At 70.9% G+C, this 18,858-nt stretch carries 16 protein-coding genes and 1 riboswitch; of the genes, 5 read left to right on the forward strand and 11 right to left on the reverse strand.

The annotated features are described in order from the left end of the window. Positions 1-88 precede the first annotated feature (88 nt). From ACFXBC_RS27005 to ACFXBC_RS27015, 3 genes are all read right to left on the reverse strand, one after another. Complete coding sequence (locus tag ACFXBC_RS27005; RefSeq protein ID WP_385029709.1) at positions 89-1,075, reverse strand: TauD/TfdA dioxygenase family protein; 987 nt, start codon at positions 1,073-1,075, stop codon at positions 89-91. Positions 1,076-1,705: 630 nt separating this feature from the next. Continuing rightward, positions 1,706-2,884, reverse strand: a complete 1,179-nt coding sequence (locus ACFXBC_RS27010) for a PotD/PotF family extracellular solute-binding protein (protein WP_385029712.1) — start codon at positions 2,882-2,884, stop codon at positions 1,706-1,708. Between the two features lie 242 nt (positions 2,885-3,126). Beyond that, entirely contained in the window at positions 3,127-4,566 is a 1,440-nt protein-coding gene (locus tag ACFXBC_RS27015) for a gamma-aminobutyraldehyde dehydrogenase (protein ID WP_385029715.1), read from the reverse strand. Positions 4,567-4,777: 211 nt separating this feature from the next. On the opposite strand from ACFXBC_RS27015, the gene ACFXBC_RS27020 reads away from it, so the two are divergent. The 5 genes from ACFXBC_RS27020 (at position 4,778) to ACFXBC_RS27040 (ending at position 9,773) form a co-directional block, all read left to right on the forward strand. Then, entirely contained in the window at positions 4,778-5,281 is a 504-nt protein-coding gene (locus ACFXBC_RS27020) for an Lrp/AsnC family transcriptional regulator (RefSeq protein ID WP_385029718.1), read from the forward strand. A gap of 2 nt (positions 5,282-5,283) precedes the next feature. Further along, positions 5,284-6,645, forward strand: a complete 1,362-nt coding sequence (locus ACFXBC_RS27025) for an aspartate aminotransferase family protein (protein WP_385029721.1) — start codon at positions 5,284-5,286, stop codon at positions 6,643-6,645. A gap of 148 nt (positions 6,646-6,793) precedes the next feature. After that, positions 6,794-7,531 carry an ABC transporter ATP-binding protein gene (locus ACFXBC_RS27030; protein ID WP_385029724.1) on the forward strand — a complete coding sequence of 246 codons (738 nt, stop codon included), beginning with the start codon at positions 6,794-6,796 and terminating at the stop codon, positions 7,529-7,531. After that, positions 7,513-8,640: a hypothetical protein gene (locus ACFXBC_RS27035; RefSeq protein WP_385029727.1), complete on the forward strand. Its 1,128-nt coding sequence runs from the start codon at positions 7,513-7,515 to the stop codon at positions 8,638-8,640. The genes ACFXBC_RS27030 and ACFXBC_RS27035 overlap by 19 nt, the downstream gene beginning before the upstream one ends. Positions 8,641-8,666: 26 nt before the next feature. Continuing rightward, positions 8,667-9,773, forward strand: a complete 1,107-nt coding sequence (locus ACFXBC_RS27040) for an LOG family protein (RefSeq protein WP_385029730.1) — start codon at positions 8,667-8,669, stop codon at positions 9,771-9,773. A gap of 30 nt (positions 9,774-9,803) precedes the next feature. Here ACFXBC_RS27040 and ACFXBC_RS27045 read toward each other — a convergent pair whose 3' ends face one another. The 8 genes from ACFXBC_RS27045 to tsf form a co-directional block, all read right to left on the reverse strand. Then, a complete protein-coding gene (locus ACFXBC_RS27045; RefSeq protein WP_385029733.1) occupies positions 9,804-10,829 on the reverse strand; it encodes an ABC transporter ATP-binding protein in 1,026 nt (341 codons plus the stop codon). Further along, on the reverse strand, positions 10,829-12,442 hold the full coding sequence (locus ACFXBC_RS27050) for an ABC transporter permease (RefSeq protein WP_385029751.1): 1,614 nt from the start codon (positions 12,440-12,442) through the stop codon (positions 10,829-10,831). The genes ACFXBC_RS27045 and ACFXBC_RS27050 overlap by 1 nt, the downstream gene beginning before the upstream one ends. Positions 12,443-12,513: 71 nt before the next feature. Continuing rightward, positions 12,514-13,593, reverse strand: coding sequence for a thiamine ABC transporter substrate binding subunit (locus tag ACFXBC_RS27055; RefSeq protein WP_385029754.1), 1,080 nt, complete (start codon positions 13,591-13,593; stop codon positions 12,514-12,516). Positions 13,594-13,725: 132 nt separating this feature from the next. Next, a riboswitch (TPP riboswitch) is annotated at positions 13,726-13,830 on the reverse strand. A gap of 92 nt (positions 13,831-13,922) precedes the next feature. Continuing rightward, the gene (gene rlmN, locus ACFXBC_RS27060) at positions 13,923-15,029 is read right to left on the reverse strand and encodes a 23S rRNA (adenine(2503)-C(2))-methyltransferase RlmN (RefSeq protein ID WP_385029736.1); all 1,107 of its coding nucleotides are present in this window, start codon (positions 15,027-15,029) and stop codon (positions 13,923-13,925) included. 102 nt (positions 15,030-15,131) lie between these two features. Then, positions 15,132-16,232, reverse strand: coding sequence for a phosphatidate cytidylyltransferase (locus ACFXBC_RS27065; RefSeq protein WP_385029739.1), 1,101 nt, complete (start codon positions 16,230-16,232; stop codon positions 15,132-15,134). Further along, positions 16,232-16,789, reverse strand: a complete 558-nt coding sequence (gene frr / locus ACFXBC_RS27070) for a ribosome recycling factor (protein WP_164266826.1) — start codon at positions 16,787-16,789, stop codon at positions 16,232-16,234. The genes ACFXBC_RS27065 and frr overlap by 1 nt, the downstream gene beginning before the upstream one ends. A gap of 167 nt (positions 16,790-16,956) precedes the next feature. Beyond that, positions 16,957-17,739, reverse strand: coding sequence for a UMP kinase (gene pyrH / locus ACFXBC_RS27075; RefSeq protein WP_385029742.1), 783 nt, complete (start codon positions 17,737-17,739; stop codon positions 16,957-16,959). Positions 17,740-17,896: 157 nt separating this feature from the next. Further along, positions 17,897-18,733 (reverse strand): translation elongation factor Ts, encoded by an 837-nt coding sequence (tsf, locus tag ACFXBC_RS27080; RefSeq protein WP_385029745.1) that lies wholly within the window; start codon positions 18,731-18,733, stop codon positions 17,897-17,899. Positions 18,734-18,858 lie beyond the last annotated feature (125 nt).

Here is an 18,858-nt window from a genome sequence, read left to right on the forward strand (position 1 = left end):
TCTCCCTACGGGGGCCCGCCCTGGGGGTCTACCCCCCCCGGGGGGGGGGGGCGCGGGGCCGCCCCCCCCCCCGGCAGCAGCCGTCCGCTCAGAACGGGCGGTCTCCCGCGATGGCGACCCGCTCGGCGACCCGCCGGTGCGAGGCGTAGTCGTTCACGGCGTAGTGCTGGGTGGCCCGGTTGTCCCAGAAGGCTATGTCGCCCGGCTGCCAGCGGAAGCGCACCTGGTACTCGGGTATATGCGCCTGCTGGAACAGGAAGCGCAGCAGACGGTCGCTCTCCGCCCGGTCGAAACCGACGATCCGGGTCGTAAATGAGGTGTTGACGAAGAGCATCCGCCGTCCCGACTCCGGGTGCGTGCGCACGACCGGGTGCTCGACCGGCGGGAACGCTTCCTGGTGGGGGGCGAGCTGCTCGGGCCGGTAGAAGCGTGCGAAGCCGGGGATGAAGTCGTGGACGGCGCTCGCCCCGTCGATGCGGTCCTTCACCTCCTGCGGCAGGTTGTCGTACGCGGCAGCCATGTCGGCCCACAGGGTGTCTCCCCCCAGCGGAGGCACCTCGCGCAGTTGCAGGACGGCACCGAGCGCCGGGCGTTCACGGAAGGTGACATCCGTGTGCCACACGTTCTCGAAGGTCCTCGGTGCGCCCGCCGCCTTGTCGAAGCGCACGACGTCTTCGCTGTCTCCCCTGGCCAGCAGCGGGTTGACCTCAAGCTCGCCCCAGTTGCGTGCGAAATCGCGCTGGGCGGCCGACGTGAGGTCCTGGCCTCGGAAGAAGAGCACCTTCCACTCCAGCAGGGCACGGTTCAACTCTTCGCGCAGCGCGGGCTCCAGCGGCTGCGAGAGGTCCACTCCGTGGATCTCGGCGCCGATCGTGCGGGCCTGCGGGACGACGTCGAAGAGGGTGTACGGGTGCGCCGTCGCGCCGGCCGGCAGCCGTTCCAGGACGCGGTCCCCCTCGTACAGGCCGTCCTGCGGGATGCGTGCCTCACGCAGGACAGGCGGGGTGGCGGCGGGCCGGCCGGTGGTCGTGGCGGCGCCGGGCCCGGCGGTCACTTGGGGGATGGTGGTGGTCATACGGTTCCTCCTTGCGGGAAGGCGAACCGCCAGGGGCCCCGGCGAGCGGGTCCCGGGTACCCGGAGAAACGGCGGGGCCCGCGACAACGGCCGAGGGCTTCTGGGCCGAGGCTTCTGGCGGTGCGGTGCGGTGAGGGCGGCGGGCGACGAGGTGGCTCATGGGCGTTCGCACCGGGTGCCTGCCGGTGCGGGGCAGGGCGGGTCGTCCACGGATCGCGAGAGACCGGGGAGAGACAACACCGGCGTTCCGGTCCCGGCTTCATTCCGGGAAGTGGCCGAGCGGCTGACGACCGCTCAGCGCGAGTGAACGCCGTCCCGTCCGGGCGGCGAGCCGATACGGCCGCGGCGGCACAGACAGGTGGCGGACCGCGGAGCACACTCGCCGCGAGGCTCCGTCATCCGCAGGGCGACGGTGGTCAGCGAGTGCAGGGTCATGCGCGCATTGTGGGTGGCCTCCGTCCATGCGGTCAAGACCGCCCCTGGCACGACCCGCTTCCGGACACCGCGGTCGCCACCACCCCGGCACGACGCCCGGAACTGCCGTGACGACAGCCCGGCCACCCGACGGCCGTGACCGAGCCGACCGGCCGGCCGGCCGGGGACCCTGGTCGCGACCCACCGCGGCCCCGCCTACAGCCCCACGATCCGGTTCCAGCGCTTCGCGTACTCGACCCGTTCCGCCGATGTGATGTCGCGGGCGATGGCGAGGCGCCGGCGCATCCGGTCGTCGGGGAAGATCAGCGGGTCATCGGCGAGGTCCGCCAGTTCCTTCTCCTTCGACGAGGCAAGCACCTCGCGTGCGGCGGGCACCGGGCAGACGTAGTTGACCCAGGCCGCCAGCTTCGCCGCCACCGCGGGCTCGTAGTAGTAGTCGATCAGCTTCTCCGCGTTGGCCTTGTGGCGGGCGAGGTTGGGGATCATCATCGACTCGGCCCACAGCTCGCCGCCCTCCTCGGGCACGACGAACTCGATGTCCGGGCTGTCGGCCTGGAGCTGGATCACATCACCGGAGTACGCCTGGCAGGCGAGCACATCGCCGGTGGACAGGTCCTTGATGTAGTCGTTGCCGGTGAAGCGGCGGATCTGCTTCTCCCGTACGAGCTTCTCGACCTGGTCGCACATGGCGTCGAAGTCCTTGGCGGTCCAGCGGGTGATGTCGGTGCCGTTGCCCTGCATGAGCAGGGCGAACGCCTCGTCGAGACCGGAGAGCAGGGTCACCTTGCCGCGCAGGTCGGGGGCCCAGAGATCACTCAGGTGCTTGATCTCGTGGCCGACCTTGCGCCGGTTGTACGCGATACCGGTGATCCCGGACTGCCAGGGGACGCTCTGCTTGCGCCCCTTGTCGAAGGCGGGCGAGCGGAGCTGCGGGTCCAGGTAGCGGGCGACGTTGGGCTGCTTGGCCCGGTCCATCTCCTCGACCCAGCCGAGCCGGACGAACCGGGCGGCCATCCAGTCGCTGATGACGATCAGGTCCCGGCCGGTCTCCTGGTGGTTCATCAGCGCGGGGCTGATCTTCCCGAAGAACTCGTCGTTGTCGTTGATCTCCTCGGTGTACTTGACCTTGATCCCGGACCGCTTCTGGAAGGTGTCGAGCGTGGGCCGCTTCGAGGGGTTGTGGTCGTCGGTGTCGATGTAGAGCGGCCAGTTGGCGAAGACCAGGCTGCTGTCCTGCGCCGACCTGTCGCGCCCCGCCCGCTCCCCCGGCTTCACATACGCCGCGGGGACCCCGCATCCGGTGAGCGCGGCCAGCGCGCCCACCGCGCCGGAACCACGGAGGAGGGAGCGCCGGGAAACACCAAGATCTGCCATGCGCCCACCCTCACCTCCGCGGGCGGCGGCGGGCAATGGACGCTGCGTACGGAGCACCGGCCCCGGCCGCGACACCTTGTCGGGGCCTGGCGTCCACGGGGTGCCCGGACGTGCGCCGCCCCCGTACGGCGGACCGTACGGGGGCGGCGGAACAGCGGTGGACCAGCGGCCGAACAGCAGTGGTGCGGCGGCGGGCAGCTGCCGGAGCAAGCGGCCTGAACGGGCGCCGGGCGCCCGGGTGTTCAGCCGTCCAGCGAGGTCATCACGTGCTTGACCCGCGTGTAGTCCTCGAAGCCGTAGGCCGAGAGGTCCTTGCCGTAGCCGGACTTCTTGAATCCGCCGTGCGGCATCTCGGCGACGAGCGGGATGTGGGTGTTGATCCACACACAGCCGAAGTCGAGGTTCTTGGACATCCGCATGGCACGGGCGTGGTCCTTGGTCCACACCGACGAAGCCAGCGCGTACTCCACGCCGTTGGCGTGCGCGAGGGCCTCCGCCTCGTCCTGGAAGGGCTGGACGGTGATGACCGGTCCGAAGACCTCCTGCTGGATGATCTCGTCGTCCTGCTTGAGGCCGGACACGACGGTCGGGGCGTAGAAGTACCCCCGGTCGCCGACCCGGTGGCCGCCCGCCTCGACCTTGGCGTGTGCTGGGAGCCGGTCGATGAAGCCGCTGACCTGGGCCAGCTGGTTGGCGTTGTTGAGCGGCCCGTACAGCACGTCCTCGTCGTCCGGCTGCCCGGTCTTCGTGTCGTCGGCCGCCTTGGCGAGCGCCGTCACGAACTCGTCGTGGACCGAGGCGTGGACCAGCACCCGGGTCGCCGCCGTACAGTCCTGCCCGGCGTTGAAGTACCCGGCGACCGAGATGTCCTCGACGGCCTTCGCGATGTCCGCGTCCTCGAAGACGACGACGGGGGCCTTGCCGCCCAGCTCCAGATGGACCCGCTTGATGTCCTTGGCCGCGGACTCGGCGACCTGCATCCCGGCCCGTACGGATCCGGTGATGGACGCCATCGCCGGCACCTTGTGCTCGACCATCGCCCGGCCGGTGTCGCGGTCGCCGCAGACGACGTTGAAGACGCCCTTGGGTGCGACGGCCCCGATGATCTCGGCCATCAGGACCGTGGAGGCGGGCGTGGTGTCGGAGGGCTTGAGGACGACGGTGTTGCCCGCGGCGAGCGCCGGGGCGAACTTCCAGACGGCCATCATCATCGGGTAGTTCCACGGCGCGACCTGGGCGCAGACACCGACCGGCTCGCGGCGCACGATGGAGGTCAGCCCCTCCATGTACTCACCGGCCGAGCGTCCCTCCAGGAGCCGTGCGGCGCCCGCGAAGAAGCGGATCTGGTCCACCATCGGCGGGATTTCCTCGGTACGGGTCAGCCCGAGGGGCTTGCCGGTGTTCTCGCTCTCGGCCGCGATCAGGTCCTCGGCCCGCTCCTCGAAGGCGTCGGCGATCTTCAGCAGCACGCGCTGGCGTTCGGACGGCGTCGCGTCGCGCCACGCGGGGAACGCCGCGGCCGCGGCCTCCATGGCGGCGTCGACGTCGGCCTCCCCGGAGAGCGGCGATGTCGCGTACGCCTCGCCCGTGGCCGGGTTGACCACGTCGATGGTCCGGCCGTCAGCGGCGTCCCTGAACTCCCCGTTGATGTAGTTACGCAGCCGGCGCAGCTCGGTGGTCACAGTGGTTCTCCCTCTCCGATGCCCGATGGATATGTCCCGACGGACGGTGCCCGGTGATGCCCGGCGGATGTCCCGATGGGTGAGACACCACCCTAATCGCAAAGCCGACGCTTTCGACATACCCAGCCACCCGGAACTTCGGATTCAGTTCCCAAAATAGCTTTCGACAACGAATTACATCGCTCCGGGCTTGCATGACGGGCGAGACCTCATGCACAGTGTGGGCGTGGCCAGTCGCAGCGCAGATTCCAGAAACGGGAACGGCACCCCCCCGATCGACGCCGTCTCCCTGGCGATCATCGAACAGCTCCAGCAGGACGGCAGGCGGCCGTACGCCGCTATCGGGAAGGCCGTCGGCCTCTCCGAGGCGGCCGTCCGCCAGCGGGTGCAGAAACTCCAGGACCAGGGCGTCATGCAGATCGTCGCCGTCACCGACCCGCTCACCGTGGGGTTCCGGCGCCAGGCCATGGTCGGCATCACGGTCGAGGGCGATCTCGACCCGGTCGCCGACGCGCTGGCCACCATGAACGAGGTCGACTACGTGGTGATGACCGCGGGCTCCTTCGACCTGATGGTGGAGGTCGTCTGCGAGGACGACGACCACCTGCTCGACCTGATCAACAAACGGATCCGCGCGCTTCCGGGGGTGCGGGCGACCGAGAGCTTCGTCTACCTCAAGCTGAAGAAACAGACCTACCAGTGGGGCACCCGATAGTCATGACCAAGGACCTGAGCCAGACCGCGTACGACCACCTGTGGATGCACTTCACGGACATGTCGTCGTACGAGAACGCGCCCGTTCCCACCATCGTGCGTGGCGAGGGCACCTACATCTACGACGACAAGGGCAAGCGCTACCTCGACGGTCTCTCCGGCCTGTTCGTGGTCAACGCCGGCCACGGCCGCCACGAGCTGGCCGAGACCGCCTACAAGCAGGCCCAGGAGCTGGCCTTCTTCCCGATCTGGTCGTACGCCCACCCGAAGGCCGTCGAGCTGGCCGAGCGGCTCGCGAACTACGCGCCCGGCGACCTCAACAAGGTCTTCTTCACCACGGGCGGCGGCGAGGCCGTCGAGACCGCCTGGAAGCTGGCGAAGCAGTACCACAAGCTCACCGGCAACCACCAGAAGTACAAGGTCATCTCCCGCGCGGTGGCCTACCACGGCACCCCGGCCGGTGCCCTGTCCATCACCGGCCTTCCGGGCCTCAAGGCCCCCTTCGAGCCGCTGGTGCCCGGTGCGCACAAGGTCCCCAACACCAACATCTACCGCGCCCCGATCCACGGCGACGACCCGGAGGCCTTCGGCCGCTGGGCCGCCGACCAGATCGAGCAGGAGATCCTCTTCGAGGGCCCCGAGACGGTCGCCGCCGTCTTCCTGGAGCCGGTGCAGAACGCCGGCGGCTGCTTCCCGCCGCCGCCCGGCTACTTCCAGCGCGTGCGCGAGATCTGCGACAAGTACAACGTGCTGCTCGTCTCGGACGAGGTCATCTGCGCCTTCGGCCGACTCGGCACGATGTTCGCGTGCGACAAGTTCGACTACGTGCCGGACATGATCACCTGCGCCAAGGGCATGACGTCGGGCTACTCCCCGATAGGCGCCTGCATCGTCTCCGACCGGCTGGCCGAGCCGTTCTACCGCGACGGCAACACCTTCCTGCACGGCTACACCTTCGGCGGCCACCCGGTCTCCGCCGCTGTCGGCATCGCCAACCTCGACATCTTCGAGCGCGAGGGCCTCAACCAGCACGTCCTCGACAACGAGGGCGCCTTCTACTCGACGCTGCGGAAGCTGACCGACCTGCCGATCGTCGGCGATGTCCGGGGCAACGGCTTCTTCTACGGCATCGAACTGGTCAAGGACAAGGCGACCAAGGAGACCTTCAACGAGGACGAGACCGAGCGCATCCTCTACAACGCGGTCTCCAAGGGCCTCTTCGAGGCCGGTCTGTACTGCCGGGCCGACGACCGCGGCGACCCGGTCGTCCAGCTCGCGCCGCCGCTGATCTCCGACCAGTCGACGTTCGACGAGATCGAGTCGATCCTGCGCGGGGTCCTCACCGAGGCCTGGGCCAAGATCTGACCGCACCCCTGCCCAGCAGCGACGCGGCCCGGCCGCACCCGTACGAGTGGACACGGGTGCGGCCGGGCCGCGTGCTGTCCGCGCACCAAGGTCCCGAGTCCCTACGGTGCCCAGTGACCCATCGGAACCGAACCGAGGTGTGCTCGCCATGGTGGCCCCACCGGACAACGACGTGCTCTGGGCGCGCTCCGCGCACTACTCCCACAGCGGCTCGCCCGCGCTCGCCGGTGTCTCGCTCGGCGTGCGCGACGCGGAGATCCTCGCGGTGCTCGGCCCGCGCGGCAGCGGCAAGACCACGCTGCTGCGCTGCCTGTCGGGCCAGCTCGTTCCCCAGCAGGGCGAGGTGTGGTTCAACAGCAGCCCCGTGCACACCCTGGGCCGGGTGGCACGCGAGCGGCTGCGGGTCTCCCGGTTCAGCTGGATCGACCCCGAGCCCCTGCTCGTACCCGAACTGACGGCCTGGGAGAACACGGCCCTGCCGCTGCTGCTGACCGGTGCTCCGCACCGCGCCGCCAAGCACACGGCTGTCCAGTGGCTGGAGCGGCTCGACCTGGGCGCGTACACCGGCAAGCGCCCGCACGCCCTGCTCCAGGTGCAGCGCCAGCGGGTCGCCGTCGCCCGCGCGCTGGCGGCCGGGCCCGCGGTGCTCTTCGCCGACGAGCCCACGGCCGTGCTGCGGGGAGCGGAGGGCATCCGGCTGCTGCGCACGCTCGTCGCGGCGGCCCGTTCGCACGGGATCACCGTCGTGCTCGCCACCCATGACCCCGAGGTCGCCGCCTGCGCCGACCGCACGGTCATGCTCAGGGACGGCCGGCTCACCGCCTCACTCGACGGCCCGGGTGCCATCGGCGACGAGGGGCGCTCCGCGTGCTCGCTCTCCGTCTAGCCCGCGGTTCCGGACCCCTCATCCTGCTGCGCAGACTGCTGGTCGCCGTGGCGTCGGCCGGTGTGGGGCTGCTGCTGCTCTGTGCGCTCGGTTACGCGGTGGGGCACCCGGCGCGCACGGCCGGAGCGGGGCTGCGGCTGCTGGGGTGCCTGGTCCCGCTGGCGGCGACGGTGCGTCTCGCGGCGGCGGTGGCCCGTACCGATCCGGGCATCCGCCCGAGTCGCGGGGCAGCGGCCGCCGGGCTCGGGACGGCCGGGCGCGCCGTCCTGTCCGCGGTGTCGGCAGCGCTGACCTGCGCACTGGGCAGCGCGGTGGCGCTGCTCCTCTTCTCACATCTGCGGCACGGCGCCGGTGAGGTGCGGTTCCACGGAGCCGCCCCCCGGGTGCCGGGGGCAGGCGGCCCGCTTCCGCTGCCCGCGGCTCTGCTCCTGCTGGCCGCGGTCCCGGTCGCCGCCGCGGTGAGCAGCGCCTGCGCGGTGCGGCGGCGCAGGCCGGTGCCCGAGGGCTCAGGCCCGCGGGGGCTCACCGGGGGGACCCTGCTGATCCTGGCGGGCCTGGCGGCCGAGGCGTACGGAAGGGCCAGGTCCGGCGGTGCGGCGCTGCCGGTCCCTGGCCGCTTCGGCAGCGGCCACGCGGTAGTGGCGGCCGGCTGGTCCCTGACCGCGCTGGGGCTGGCCGTCACGGCTCCCGCGCTGGCCCATCTGTGCGGGCGGGTTCTGCAGTCCGTACGGCCCGGGGCCGTACGCCTCCTCGCGGGCCGGGTGCTCCAGGCCGATTCGGCCCGGATCGGCCGGCCGCTCGGGGTGTGCTGCGCGGTGGCATCGGGGGCCGTCGCCGTCTCACTGCACGGCGCGGGCTCCCGGTTCGCCGGTCCGCTGCCCCTGCTGGCCGCCTCGCTCGTGGTGGCCTGCTCGGCGGCCACGCTGCTCAGCGTCACGGTCGAGGCCCGTCAGGACCGCGCGGCGACGACCGCCGCGCTGGTGCGCGGCTTCGCCCCCGCGGGGCTGGCACGGTCGGCCGCCGTGCTGCGCGTGGCCGCCCTGCTGGTGGCGTTCGCCCCGGTGACCTGGGGTGTCGCGGTGCTCGCCGCGACACCCCTGTCCGGGTGAGAGGGCCGCACCCCTACGATGACCGGATGCCCACCACACCTGAGCGTGACCGCGAGATCGAGACCCTGGACGCGTTCCACCGGGCCGCTGCCCGGGGGCCGCTCGGCGGTTACCGCGTTCAGGCCGTCGACCTGACGGGCCGTACGGAGACACTGCTCACCGCGGACACGGCGGGCGCGGTCTTCCTCGGCTGCCCTATGGCGCCCGAGGCCGAATCCGCGGTGGGCGCGGCCGGCGCACTCGTCTTCCCGACCGTCCCCGGTCTGCCCTTCGCCCCGTACCGCGGGCTGCTGTACTCGGCGGACGAGCTGTTCGCGGGCCTGGACGACGGCGGTTACGACGCCACCCCGGACGCCCGCGCGTACGCCTGGTTCCGGCGGACCGGGAACGACGGCGACATATTCGCCTCGATGCTGCGCTCCCTCCATGACGACGCAATGTCGGACGCGCTGGACGAACACCTCGACGGCGCACGGGTGGTGGGCGTCATGGGCGGTCACGCCATGGCCCGCGGCACGGCCGGGTACGCGGGGGCGGCGCGGCTGGGCCGTACGCTCGCCCGCTCCGGTCTGACCGTCGCCACCGGGGGCGGGCCCGGCGCCATGGAGGCCGCCAACCTCGGTGCGTACGCGGCGCCCTTCCGCGACGGGATGCTGGACGAGGCGCTCGAACTCCTCGGCAAGACACCGTCGTTCGACCCGTCCGTCTCCGACTGGGCGGACGCGGCCTTCGAGGTGCGCGGACGCTGGCCGGACGGCGGGGACTCCGTCGGTATCCCCACCTGGTTCTACGGCCATGAGCCGCCGAACGCCTTCGCCGGGCACATCGCCAAGTACTTCGCCAACGCCACCCGCGAGGACGGGCTGCTGGCCCGCTCGACCGCGGGCGTGGTCTTCCTGCCCGGTGCCGCCGGGACCGTCCAGGAGATCTTCGACAACGCGACCCCGAACTACTACGGCTCGCACGGCGGACCGGCCCCGATGGTCCTGGTGGACCGCGCCCACTGGACCGAGGACCTGCCTGCCTGGCCGCTGCTCAGGGCGCTGGCCAAGGGCCGGCCGATGGAGTCACGTATCGCCCTGGTCGACACGGTCGACGAGGCGCCCGACGCACTGGCCCGGATGGGCTTCTGACGGACCCGGGCCGGGCTCCGGGGGCCGCCCTCACTCCTCCGCGGTCAGCAGCACCACATCGGCCTCCTGGAAGACCGCCCCCACCGCCTCGCCCGCGTCCGGCGCCGTCAGCAGCGGACACTCGGCCTCCAGTTGCGGCCCGTGCTCCGGGCGCAGCCGTACGGCCACATGACTGCCCCGGAACGTGCGCGCCTCCACCGTGCAGCGCAGCCCCTCCTGCGGCGCCGCGAGCCGCACCCCCGCGGGCCGCACCAGCAGCAGGCCCTCCCCCTGCGCCGAGCCGTCCGGCACCGGGATCCTGCCCCAGGGGGTGTCGGCAGCCCGGCCGGTGACCGTCGCGGGCACCACGTTGTCGAAGCCGAGGAACCGTGCCACGAACTCCGAGGCCGGCCGCTGCCAGACCTCCAGCGGGGTCCCGGTCTGGGCGATCCGCCCGTCCCGCATCACCACGACCCGGTCGGCCAGCGCGAACGCCTCACCCTGGTCGTGGGTGACGGCGAGCACCGTCGTACCCAACCGGCCGAAGAGAGCGCGCAGTTCGACGACGAGACGTTCGCGCAGACTGCGGTCGAGCTGGCCGAGCGGCTCGTCGAGCATCAGCAGTTTCGGGCGCGGGGCCAGCGCGCGGGCGAGCGCGACGCGCTGCTGCTCGCCGCCGGAGAGCGCGCCCACCGCGCGCCGCCCCGCACCGGGCAGCCCGACCAGCTCCAGCAACTCCTCGACCCGGTGCGCCTGTTCGGCCCGGGGAACGGACCGCATCCGCAGCCCGAAGGCCACATTGCCCGCCACATCACGCTGCGGGAAGAGCTGGTGGTCCTGGAACATCAGACCCACTCCGCGCCGGTGCGCCGGCACCCCGCCCTGCTCGGCGCCGTCGAGCAGCACCCGCCCGGCGGAAGCGGGCTGCAGCCCCGCCACCACCCGCAGCAGCGTCGACTTGCCGCTCCCGCTCGGCCCGAGCACACAGACCGTCTCGTGCTCGGCGACCGACAGGTCCACCGCGTCCAGCGCCGTCCGCTGCCCGAAGCGGACCGTCACACCGTCCAGTTGCAGCATCAGAACTCTCCAGAGCGGTCGGTACGGACGCGTTCGAGCACCAGCAGCGATACGGCGCACACCAGCATCAGGATCGTGGAAAGGGCCATCGCCTGCCCGTAGTTGAGCTCACCTGCCCGCCCGAGCAGCCGCGCCACCGCGACCGGGAGCGTCGGGTTGTCGGGCCTCGCGATGAAGACGGTCGCCCCGAACTCCCCCAGCGAGACGGCGAACGCGAACCCGGCGGCGACCAGCAGCGCCCTGCGCACCAGCGGCAGGTCCACCTCGCGCCAGGCCCGCAGCGGCGAGGCCCCGAGCACCGCAGCCGCCTCCCGTAGCCGCCCGTCCACGGCGCGCAGCACCGGCAGCATCGTGCGTACGACGAAGGGCACCCCCACCAGCGCCTGCGCGAGCGGCACCAGGAGCCAGGACGAGCGCAGATCGAGCGGCGGCCTGTCGAGGGTGATCAAAAACCCGAAGCCGACGGTGACCGCGGAGACCCCGAGGGGAAGCATCAGCAGGGCGTCGAACCCGCGTACCAGCCGGCCGGCCCGCCGGGTGAGCGCGGCGGCCGCGAGTCCGCCGACAACCAGGGCGATCCCGGTCGCGACCACGGCGTACCGCACGGAGTTCCAGACCGCTTCGAGGGGCGGGACCGGAAACGTTCCACCGCTCGCCCCCTGCGACTGGAGCGCCCGGTAGAAAGCGAAGCCGTACCCCCCGGGCCCGTCGAGCGAGCGCGCGACCAGTACCCCCAGGGGCAGCAGGATCAGTACGGCGATCACCGCGAGCACCCCGCCGACCAGCGTCCACTGGCCCGTGCCCGCCGGACGGCGCGAGGTGAGCGCCGGGTCGACGAGGCTCAGCGCGCTCTCCCGGCGCCGCACGGTCCAGGCGTGCAGCGCGAGGATCGCCCCGACCGCGGCGAACTGCACCAGGGTCAGCACGGCGGCCGTCGGCAGGTCGAGCAGTTCGGCGGTCTCCCGGTAGATCTCCACCTCCAGCGTGGAGAAGGTGGGTCCGCCGAGGATCTGCACCACACCGAAGGAGGTGAAGGTGAAGAGGAAGACCATCAGCGAGGCCGCCGCGAGGGCGGGCGTCAGTGCGGGCAGAGTCACCCGCCGCCAGGCGGCGAACCGGGAGGCGCCGAGCACCCGCGCGGCCTCCTCCTGGCGCGGGTCGAGCTGCGACCAGAGGCCGCCCACGGTCCGTACGACCACCGCGTAGTTGAAGAAGACGTGCGCGAGCAGGATCGCCCAGACGGTGGTGTCCAGGCGTACGCCCCACAGCTGGTCGAGCAACCCGCCGCGGCCGAGCAGCGCGAGGAAGGCCGTCCCGACGACGACGGTGGGCAGCACGAACGGCACCGTCGCCACCGCGCGCAGCAGCTGCTTGCCGGGGAAGTCGAAGCGGGCGAAGACATAGGCGCCGGGGAGCGCGATCAGCAGCGTCAGCCCGGTCGACGCGCACGCCTGCCAGGTGGTGAACCACAGGACGTGCAGGATGTCGGGCCGGTCGAGGACCTCACCGAACCGCCCCAGCTGCCACGAGCCGCCCGCCCTGAGGCCCCGGCCGACGATTGCTGCCACCGGGTAGGCGAAGAAGACCGCGAAGAAGGCGGCGGGCACGGCCATCAGCGCGAGCCGCACCGCGGTCCCGCGCCGGGCCGTCCCCCGCGCGGACGGCCCGGCGTGCGGCGGGGTGGCTACTTCAGGACGATCGAGGACCACGACTTGACCCACTGATCACGGTTCTTGGCGATTGTGCCCGGTGCGACCGTCTCGGGGTGGCCGACCTTCGCGCCGAACCGCGTGAAGACCGCGGGCTCCTTCGCCCCGTTCACCACCGGGTCAACGAACATGTTGAGCGGCATGTCCTCCTGGAACTTTTTGCTGATGAGGAAGTCGATCAGCGCCTTGCCGCCCGCCGCGTTCCTCGCGCCGTCGAGGAGCCCGGCGAACTCGGTCTGCCGGAAGCAGGTGGCGGTGGCCACGCCGGTCGGGGCGGTCTTCGGCTGCGGCTTGGCGTACAGCACCTCGGCGGGCGGGCTCGACGCGTACGAGACGACGAGCGGCCGGTCGCCCTTGGCCTTTCTGCCGCCGGCCGAGCCGGAGAAGTCGTTGTTGTACGCCTGCTCCCAGCCGTCGTCGACCTTGACGCCGTTGGCCTTGAGCTTCTTCCAGTACGCCTGCCAGCCGTCGTTGCCGTACCGGGCGACCGTGCCGAGCATGAAGCCGAGCCCGGGTGAGGAGGTGGCCACGTTCTCGGTGACGAGGAGGTTCTTGTACTGGGGCTTGATCAGGTCGTCGAAGCTGTGGGGCGGGGCGATGCCGTGGTCCGCGAAGTACTTCTTGTCGTAGTTGACGCAGAGGTCGCCGCTGTCGATGGGCGTGACCCGGTGCTTTCCGGCGTCGAGCTGGGCGGCGGGCTCGACCTGGTCCAGGCCCTTGGCCCGGTACGGCGTGAAGAGGCCGTTGCTCAGGGCCCGGGACAGCAGGGTGTTGTCGACGCCGAAGAAGACGTCGCCGCGCGGGGAGCCCTTGCTCAGGATCTCCTGGTTGAGCGCGGCACCGGCGTCCCCGCTCTTGAGGACGTGGACGGTGTAGCCGGTCTCCTTGGTGAACTCCTTGAGTACGGCGGGAGACGCGGCGAAGGAGTCATGGCTGACGAGCGTCACGACCTTCGAACTCCCGGCGTCCGAACCGGAGTCGCCGGAACTCCCGCAGGCGGCGAGCGCCGTGACGCCCAGCGCGGCGGCCAGCGCGGTCGCGGCCGGCCTGGTGATGCCGGGCTTTCGGGTGCTCGGCGTTCTGCCGGACTCACGCGCCCGCTTGGTGGTGCTCACTGATTCCTCCTGGGATGGGACATCCAGGAAGAGACGCGGCCCTGCCCACGGGAAGCGGGCAGGGCTGAACAGCTTGAGTAGTGACCGAACTTCCTACCCGGAATGACCCGGGCAAGGTCCAGAGGGTCTGCGGCGTGGCCGCACTCTCAGCGCTGTGGCGCTCCCCTGTCGGAATATGAAAATGTGCCGCCCACGTTACACGGCCCCTCCCTCGGCGCCACGGGCACTACCGCTCGGCGACCGGGCGGTGACCGTGACCGGGCCGGGCGCTACCGCTCGGCGGCCGCCAGCTGCCCGCACGCTCCGTCGATCTCCTGGCCGCGGGTGTCCCGTACGGTCACGGGAACCCCGTGGGCGGCGATGGCCGCGACGAACGCCTTCTCGTCCTCCGGCCTGGAGGCGGTCCACTTGGAGCCCGGTGTCGGGTTGAGCGGGATCAGATTGACATGGACCGGCTTCCCCTTGAGCAGCCGTCCCAGCCGGTCGCCGCGCCAGGCGTGGTCGTTGATGTCGCGGATGAGCGCGTACTCGATGGAGACCCGGCGGCCGGACTTCGCCGCGTACTCCCACGCCGCGTCCAGCACCTCACGGACCTTCCACCGGGTGTTCACCGGGACGAGGGTGTCGCGCAGCTCGTCGTCCGGGGCGTGCAGCGAGACCGCGAGGCGGCACTTGAAGCCCTCGTCGGCGAAGCGCAGCATCGCGGGCACCAGGCCGACCGTGGACACGGTGATCCCGCGCTGCGACAGCCCGAGGCCGTCCGGCTCGGGGTCGGTCAGCCGCCGGATCGAGCCGACCACCCGCTTGTAGTTGGCGAGGGGCTCGCCCATCCCCATGAAGACGATGTTGGAGAGCCGCGCGGGCCCGCCGGGCACCTCGCCGTCACGCAGCGCGCGCATGCCGTCGACGATCTGGTGCACGATCTCGGCCGTCGAGAGATTGCGGTCGAGACCGGCCTGGCCGGTGGCGCAGAAGGGGCAGTTCATACCGCAGCCGGCCTGCGAGGAGATACACATCGTGACCCGGTCCGGGTAGCGCATCAGCACCGACTCGACCAGCGTGCCGTCATGCAGCTTCCAGAGCGTCTTACGGGTGGTGTCGTTGTCACAGCTGATGTGACGCACCACGCTCATCAGGTCGGGGAGCAGCGCCTCCCGCAGCTTCTCGCGCGAGGCGGCCGGGATGTCGGTCCACTCGGCGGGGTCGTGGGCGTACCGCGCGAAGTAGTGCTGCGACAGCTGCTTGGCACGGAACGGCTTCTCGCCGGTCTCGGCCACGGCGTCCTTGCGCTCGGCTGGCGTGAGGTCGGCGAGGTGGCGCGGGGGCTTCTTGGCTCCGCGGGGCGCGACGAAAGTGAGTTCTCCGGGCTTAGGCATGGTCCATCCAGTGTCGCAGACACCGGAGGGAGGGCCCGCCGCCCTGTGGACGACGGCCCTCCCTCCGGTGAAGACGCAGGTCGGACGGGTAGCTCTCCGGTCTCAGGACCCGACGAAGAGCACCAGCAGCAGCCAGACGACGGGCGCGGTGGGGAGCAGGGAGTCCAGCCGGTCCATGATCCCGCCGTGGCCGGGCAGCAGTGTGCCCATGTCCTTGATCCCGAGATCCCTCTTGATCATGGACTCGCCCAGGTCGCCCAGGGTGGCGCTGGCCGCGACGGCGAGGCCGAGCAGCAGACCCTGCCACCACTGCCCGTCGTCGATCAGGAAGTGCATACAGAGGGCGCCCGCCACCATCGCGAAGCTGACCGCTCCGAACAGGCCCTCGCGGGTCTTTCCCGGGCTGATGCGCGGTGCGAGCTTGTGCTTGCCGAAGCGCCAGCCGATCGCGTACGCACCCGTATCACTGACCACGGTCAGCACCAGGAACGTCAGCACCCGCCACGGCCCGTCGTCGGCGGTGAGCAGCAGCGCCACGAAGGTCGCGAGGAACGGCACGTAGAACGCGGCGAACACACCGGCCGTGACATCCCTGAGGTAGCCGTCGGGCGCCTCGGCCATCCGCCAGACCAGGACGGCGAGCGCCGTGAGCGCCATGGCGATCCAGGCGCCCTCGGTGCCCCACGCGTACCCGGCGACGACCATGGCGGCGCCGCCCACCGCGAGCGGGACCAGCGGCGCCTTGATGCCCTTGCGCTCACCGAGCCGGGAGGTGAGCTCCCAGAGGCCGACGACCACCGCGACGGCGATCACGATGACGAAGGCGGCCTTCCAGATGAAGAGGGAGGCGATCACCACCACGCCGAGACCGAGACCGACCCCTATCGCCGAACGCAGATCGCGGCCGGCCTTCTTCTTCTGCGGAGGCGGCGGGGCTGGCATGGGCTCCTGCGGCATCTCGTCACGGACCGGGGGGCCACTCGGGCGAGCGGCCCCCCGGAAGTGGTCGGCGGGGCCGTGGGGGCCACGGCCGCCGTCCTCGGCTTCTCCGCCTGCGTCGGGCACGATGGGCATGGGCCGAGTCTGCTCAACTTCATGCTCGCCGTACGCGGGACCCGCCGGGACAGCGCCCTGGTCGGGGGCGGGTCGCCATTCCCCGACGGGGTGGCCGCTCTGCGGGGCACCCCAGGAAGAGTCGTTCATCAGACCTCGAGCAGCTCGGCTTCCTTGTGCTTGAGCAGCTCGTCCACCTGCGCGACGTACTTCGCGGTGGTGTCGTCGAGCTCCTTCTCGGCACGGCGGCCCTCGTCCTCGCCGACCTCGCCGTCCTTGATCATCTTGTCGATCGTCTCCTTGGCCTTGCGGCGGACGGAGCGGATCGAGATCTTGGAGTCCTCGGCCTTGGTCCGGGCGACCTTGATGTACTCCTTGCGGCGCTCACCGGTCAGCTCGGGGAACGTCACCCGGATGATATTGCCGTCGTTGCTCGGGTTGACGCCGAGGTCCGAGTCGCGGATCGCCTGCTCGATGTTGCGCAGCGAGGTCTTGTCGAACGGGGTCACCACAGCCATCCGGGCCTCCGGCACGGAGAACGAGGCGAGCTGGTTGATCGGGGTCAGCGCGCCGTAGTACTCCGCCACGATCTTGTTGAACATCGCCGGGTGCGCACGGCCGGTGCGGATCGCGGCGAAGTCCTCCTTGGCGACCACGACGGCCTTCTCCATCTTCTCCTCGGCCTCGAGGAGGGTCTCTTCGATCACCACTTGCTCCTGCATGTCTTGAGTGGGCCCGCGTTCTCAGGCCCTGGAGTAAACCCGCGTCTTGCCCTGACCGGTGTCCGACCGGCAGGTTCTTGTCGGTCCTGTTGGCCTCTCGGCCTCGTGACCGCGTGGCCCCTCGGCTCTCCTGAGCGGCCAGTCCCCGGTTCTCAGGCCCGGGTGCCCTGGTCGTTCACAAGAGTCCCGATCTTCTCACCCTTGACGGCCCGCGCGATATTGCCCGAGGCCAGCAGCTCGAAGACGAGGATCGGCAGGCTGTTGTCACGGCAGAGGGTGATGGCCGTAGCGTCGGCGACCTTGAGGTTGCGGTTCAGTACCTCGCTGTACTCCAGCGCGTCGTACTTCACCGCGTCGGGGTTCTTCTTCGGGTCGGAGTCATAGACCCCGTCCACCCCGTTCTTGCCCATGAGCAGCGCCTCGGCGTCGATCTCCAGGGCACGCTGCGCCGCGGTCGTGTCGGTGGAGAAGTACGGCATGCCCATGCCCGCACCGAAGATGACGACGCGTCCCTTCTCCAGGTGGCGGACGGCGCGCAGCGGGATGTACGGCTCCGCGACCTGCCCCATGGTGATGGCGGTCTGGACGCGGGAGTCGATGCCCTCCTTCTCCAGGAAGTCCTGGAGGGCGAGGCAGTTCATGACCGTACCGAGCATGCCCATGTAGTCGGAGCGTGCCCGGTCCATGCCGCGCTGCTGGAGTTCGGCGCCGCGGAAGAAGTTGCCGCCGCCGATGACGACGGCGATCTCGGCGCCGTCCCTGACGACCGCCGCGATCTCGCGGGCGATGGCGTGCACGACGTCGGGGTCGACGCCGAGGCCGCCGCCGCCGGCGAAGGCCTCACCCGACAGCTTCAGCATGAAGCGGCCGTGCCTCTTGCCGTCGCCGGTACTGCCGTCGTCGGCTTTGCCGGCGTTCCTGTCGGCCTGTTCCATGGAGATCTCCTCGTGCGCATACGAAGAAGGCCATTGCCGGGGGTCCTTGCGGTTCCCTGTGCGGCAATGGCCTCCTCGTCAGATCTGCGGCCGTCCGGCGCGGACCCGGGCGGCTGCGTCAGACCCTATCGGGGTCTTCGGTGGATCGCGTACAGACTCAGATGCCGACCTTGATGCGCGAGAAGCGCTTCAGGGTGACACCGGCCTCGTCCAGAACCTTCTGGACGGACTTCTTGTTGTCCAGCGCGTACGGCTGGCCCAGGAGCGTGGCCTCCTTGAAGAAGCCGTTGACCCGGCCTTCGACGATCTTCGGGAGGGCGGCCTCGGGCTTGCCCTCGGCGCGCGTGGTCTCCTCGGCGACGCGGCGCTCGGCCTCCACGACCTCGGCCGGGACGTCCTCGCGGTCCAGGTACTTCGGCGCGAAGGCGGCGATGTGCTGCGCGAGGCCGCGGGCGAGCTCGGCGTCGGCCTTGTCCAGCTCGACCAGGACACCGATCTGCGGGGGCAGGTCGGGCATGGTGCGGTGCATGTACGAGGTGACGTAGACGCCGGAGAACTGCGCGAAGCGGTCCAGGACGATCTTCTCGCCGAGGTTGGCGTTGGCCTCGTCGACGAACGCCTGCACGGTCTTGCCGGCCTCGATCTCGGACGCGAGGAGCGTCGCGATGTCGGCCGGGGAGGTCGCGGCGACGTGAGCGGCGAGCGCGTTGGCGACGGCCTGGAACTTGTCACCCTTGGCGACGAAGTCCGTCTCGCACTTCAGCTCGACCAGGACACCGGAGGTGTTGTCGTCGGCGATGAGGGAGACGACGGCGCCGTTCTCGGCGGAGCGGCCCTCGCGCTTGGCGACGCCCTTCTGGCCCTTGATACGGAGCGCCTCGACGGCCTTGTCGACGCTGCCGTCGGCCTCGTCGAGCGCCTTCTTGCAGTCCATCATGCCGGCGCCGGTGAGCTCGCGGAGCTTCTTGACGTCAGCGGCGGTGTAGTTCGCCATGATCGTGAAATTCTCTCTCGAAGTCTGAAAGATCTTACGGGTGGAGGGGGGGGGGGGCGCGCGCCGCGCCGCGCCCCCCACCGCCCGCGGGGGGTGGGGTGGCCCGGGGGGGGGGCGGGCGGCGG

Origin of the sequence: Streptomyces sp. NPDC059398 (genome assembly GCF_042751845.1) — a bacterium.
Taxonomy (GTDB): domain Bacteria; phylum Actinomycetota; class Actinomycetes; order Streptomycetales; family Streptomycetaceae; genus Streptomyces.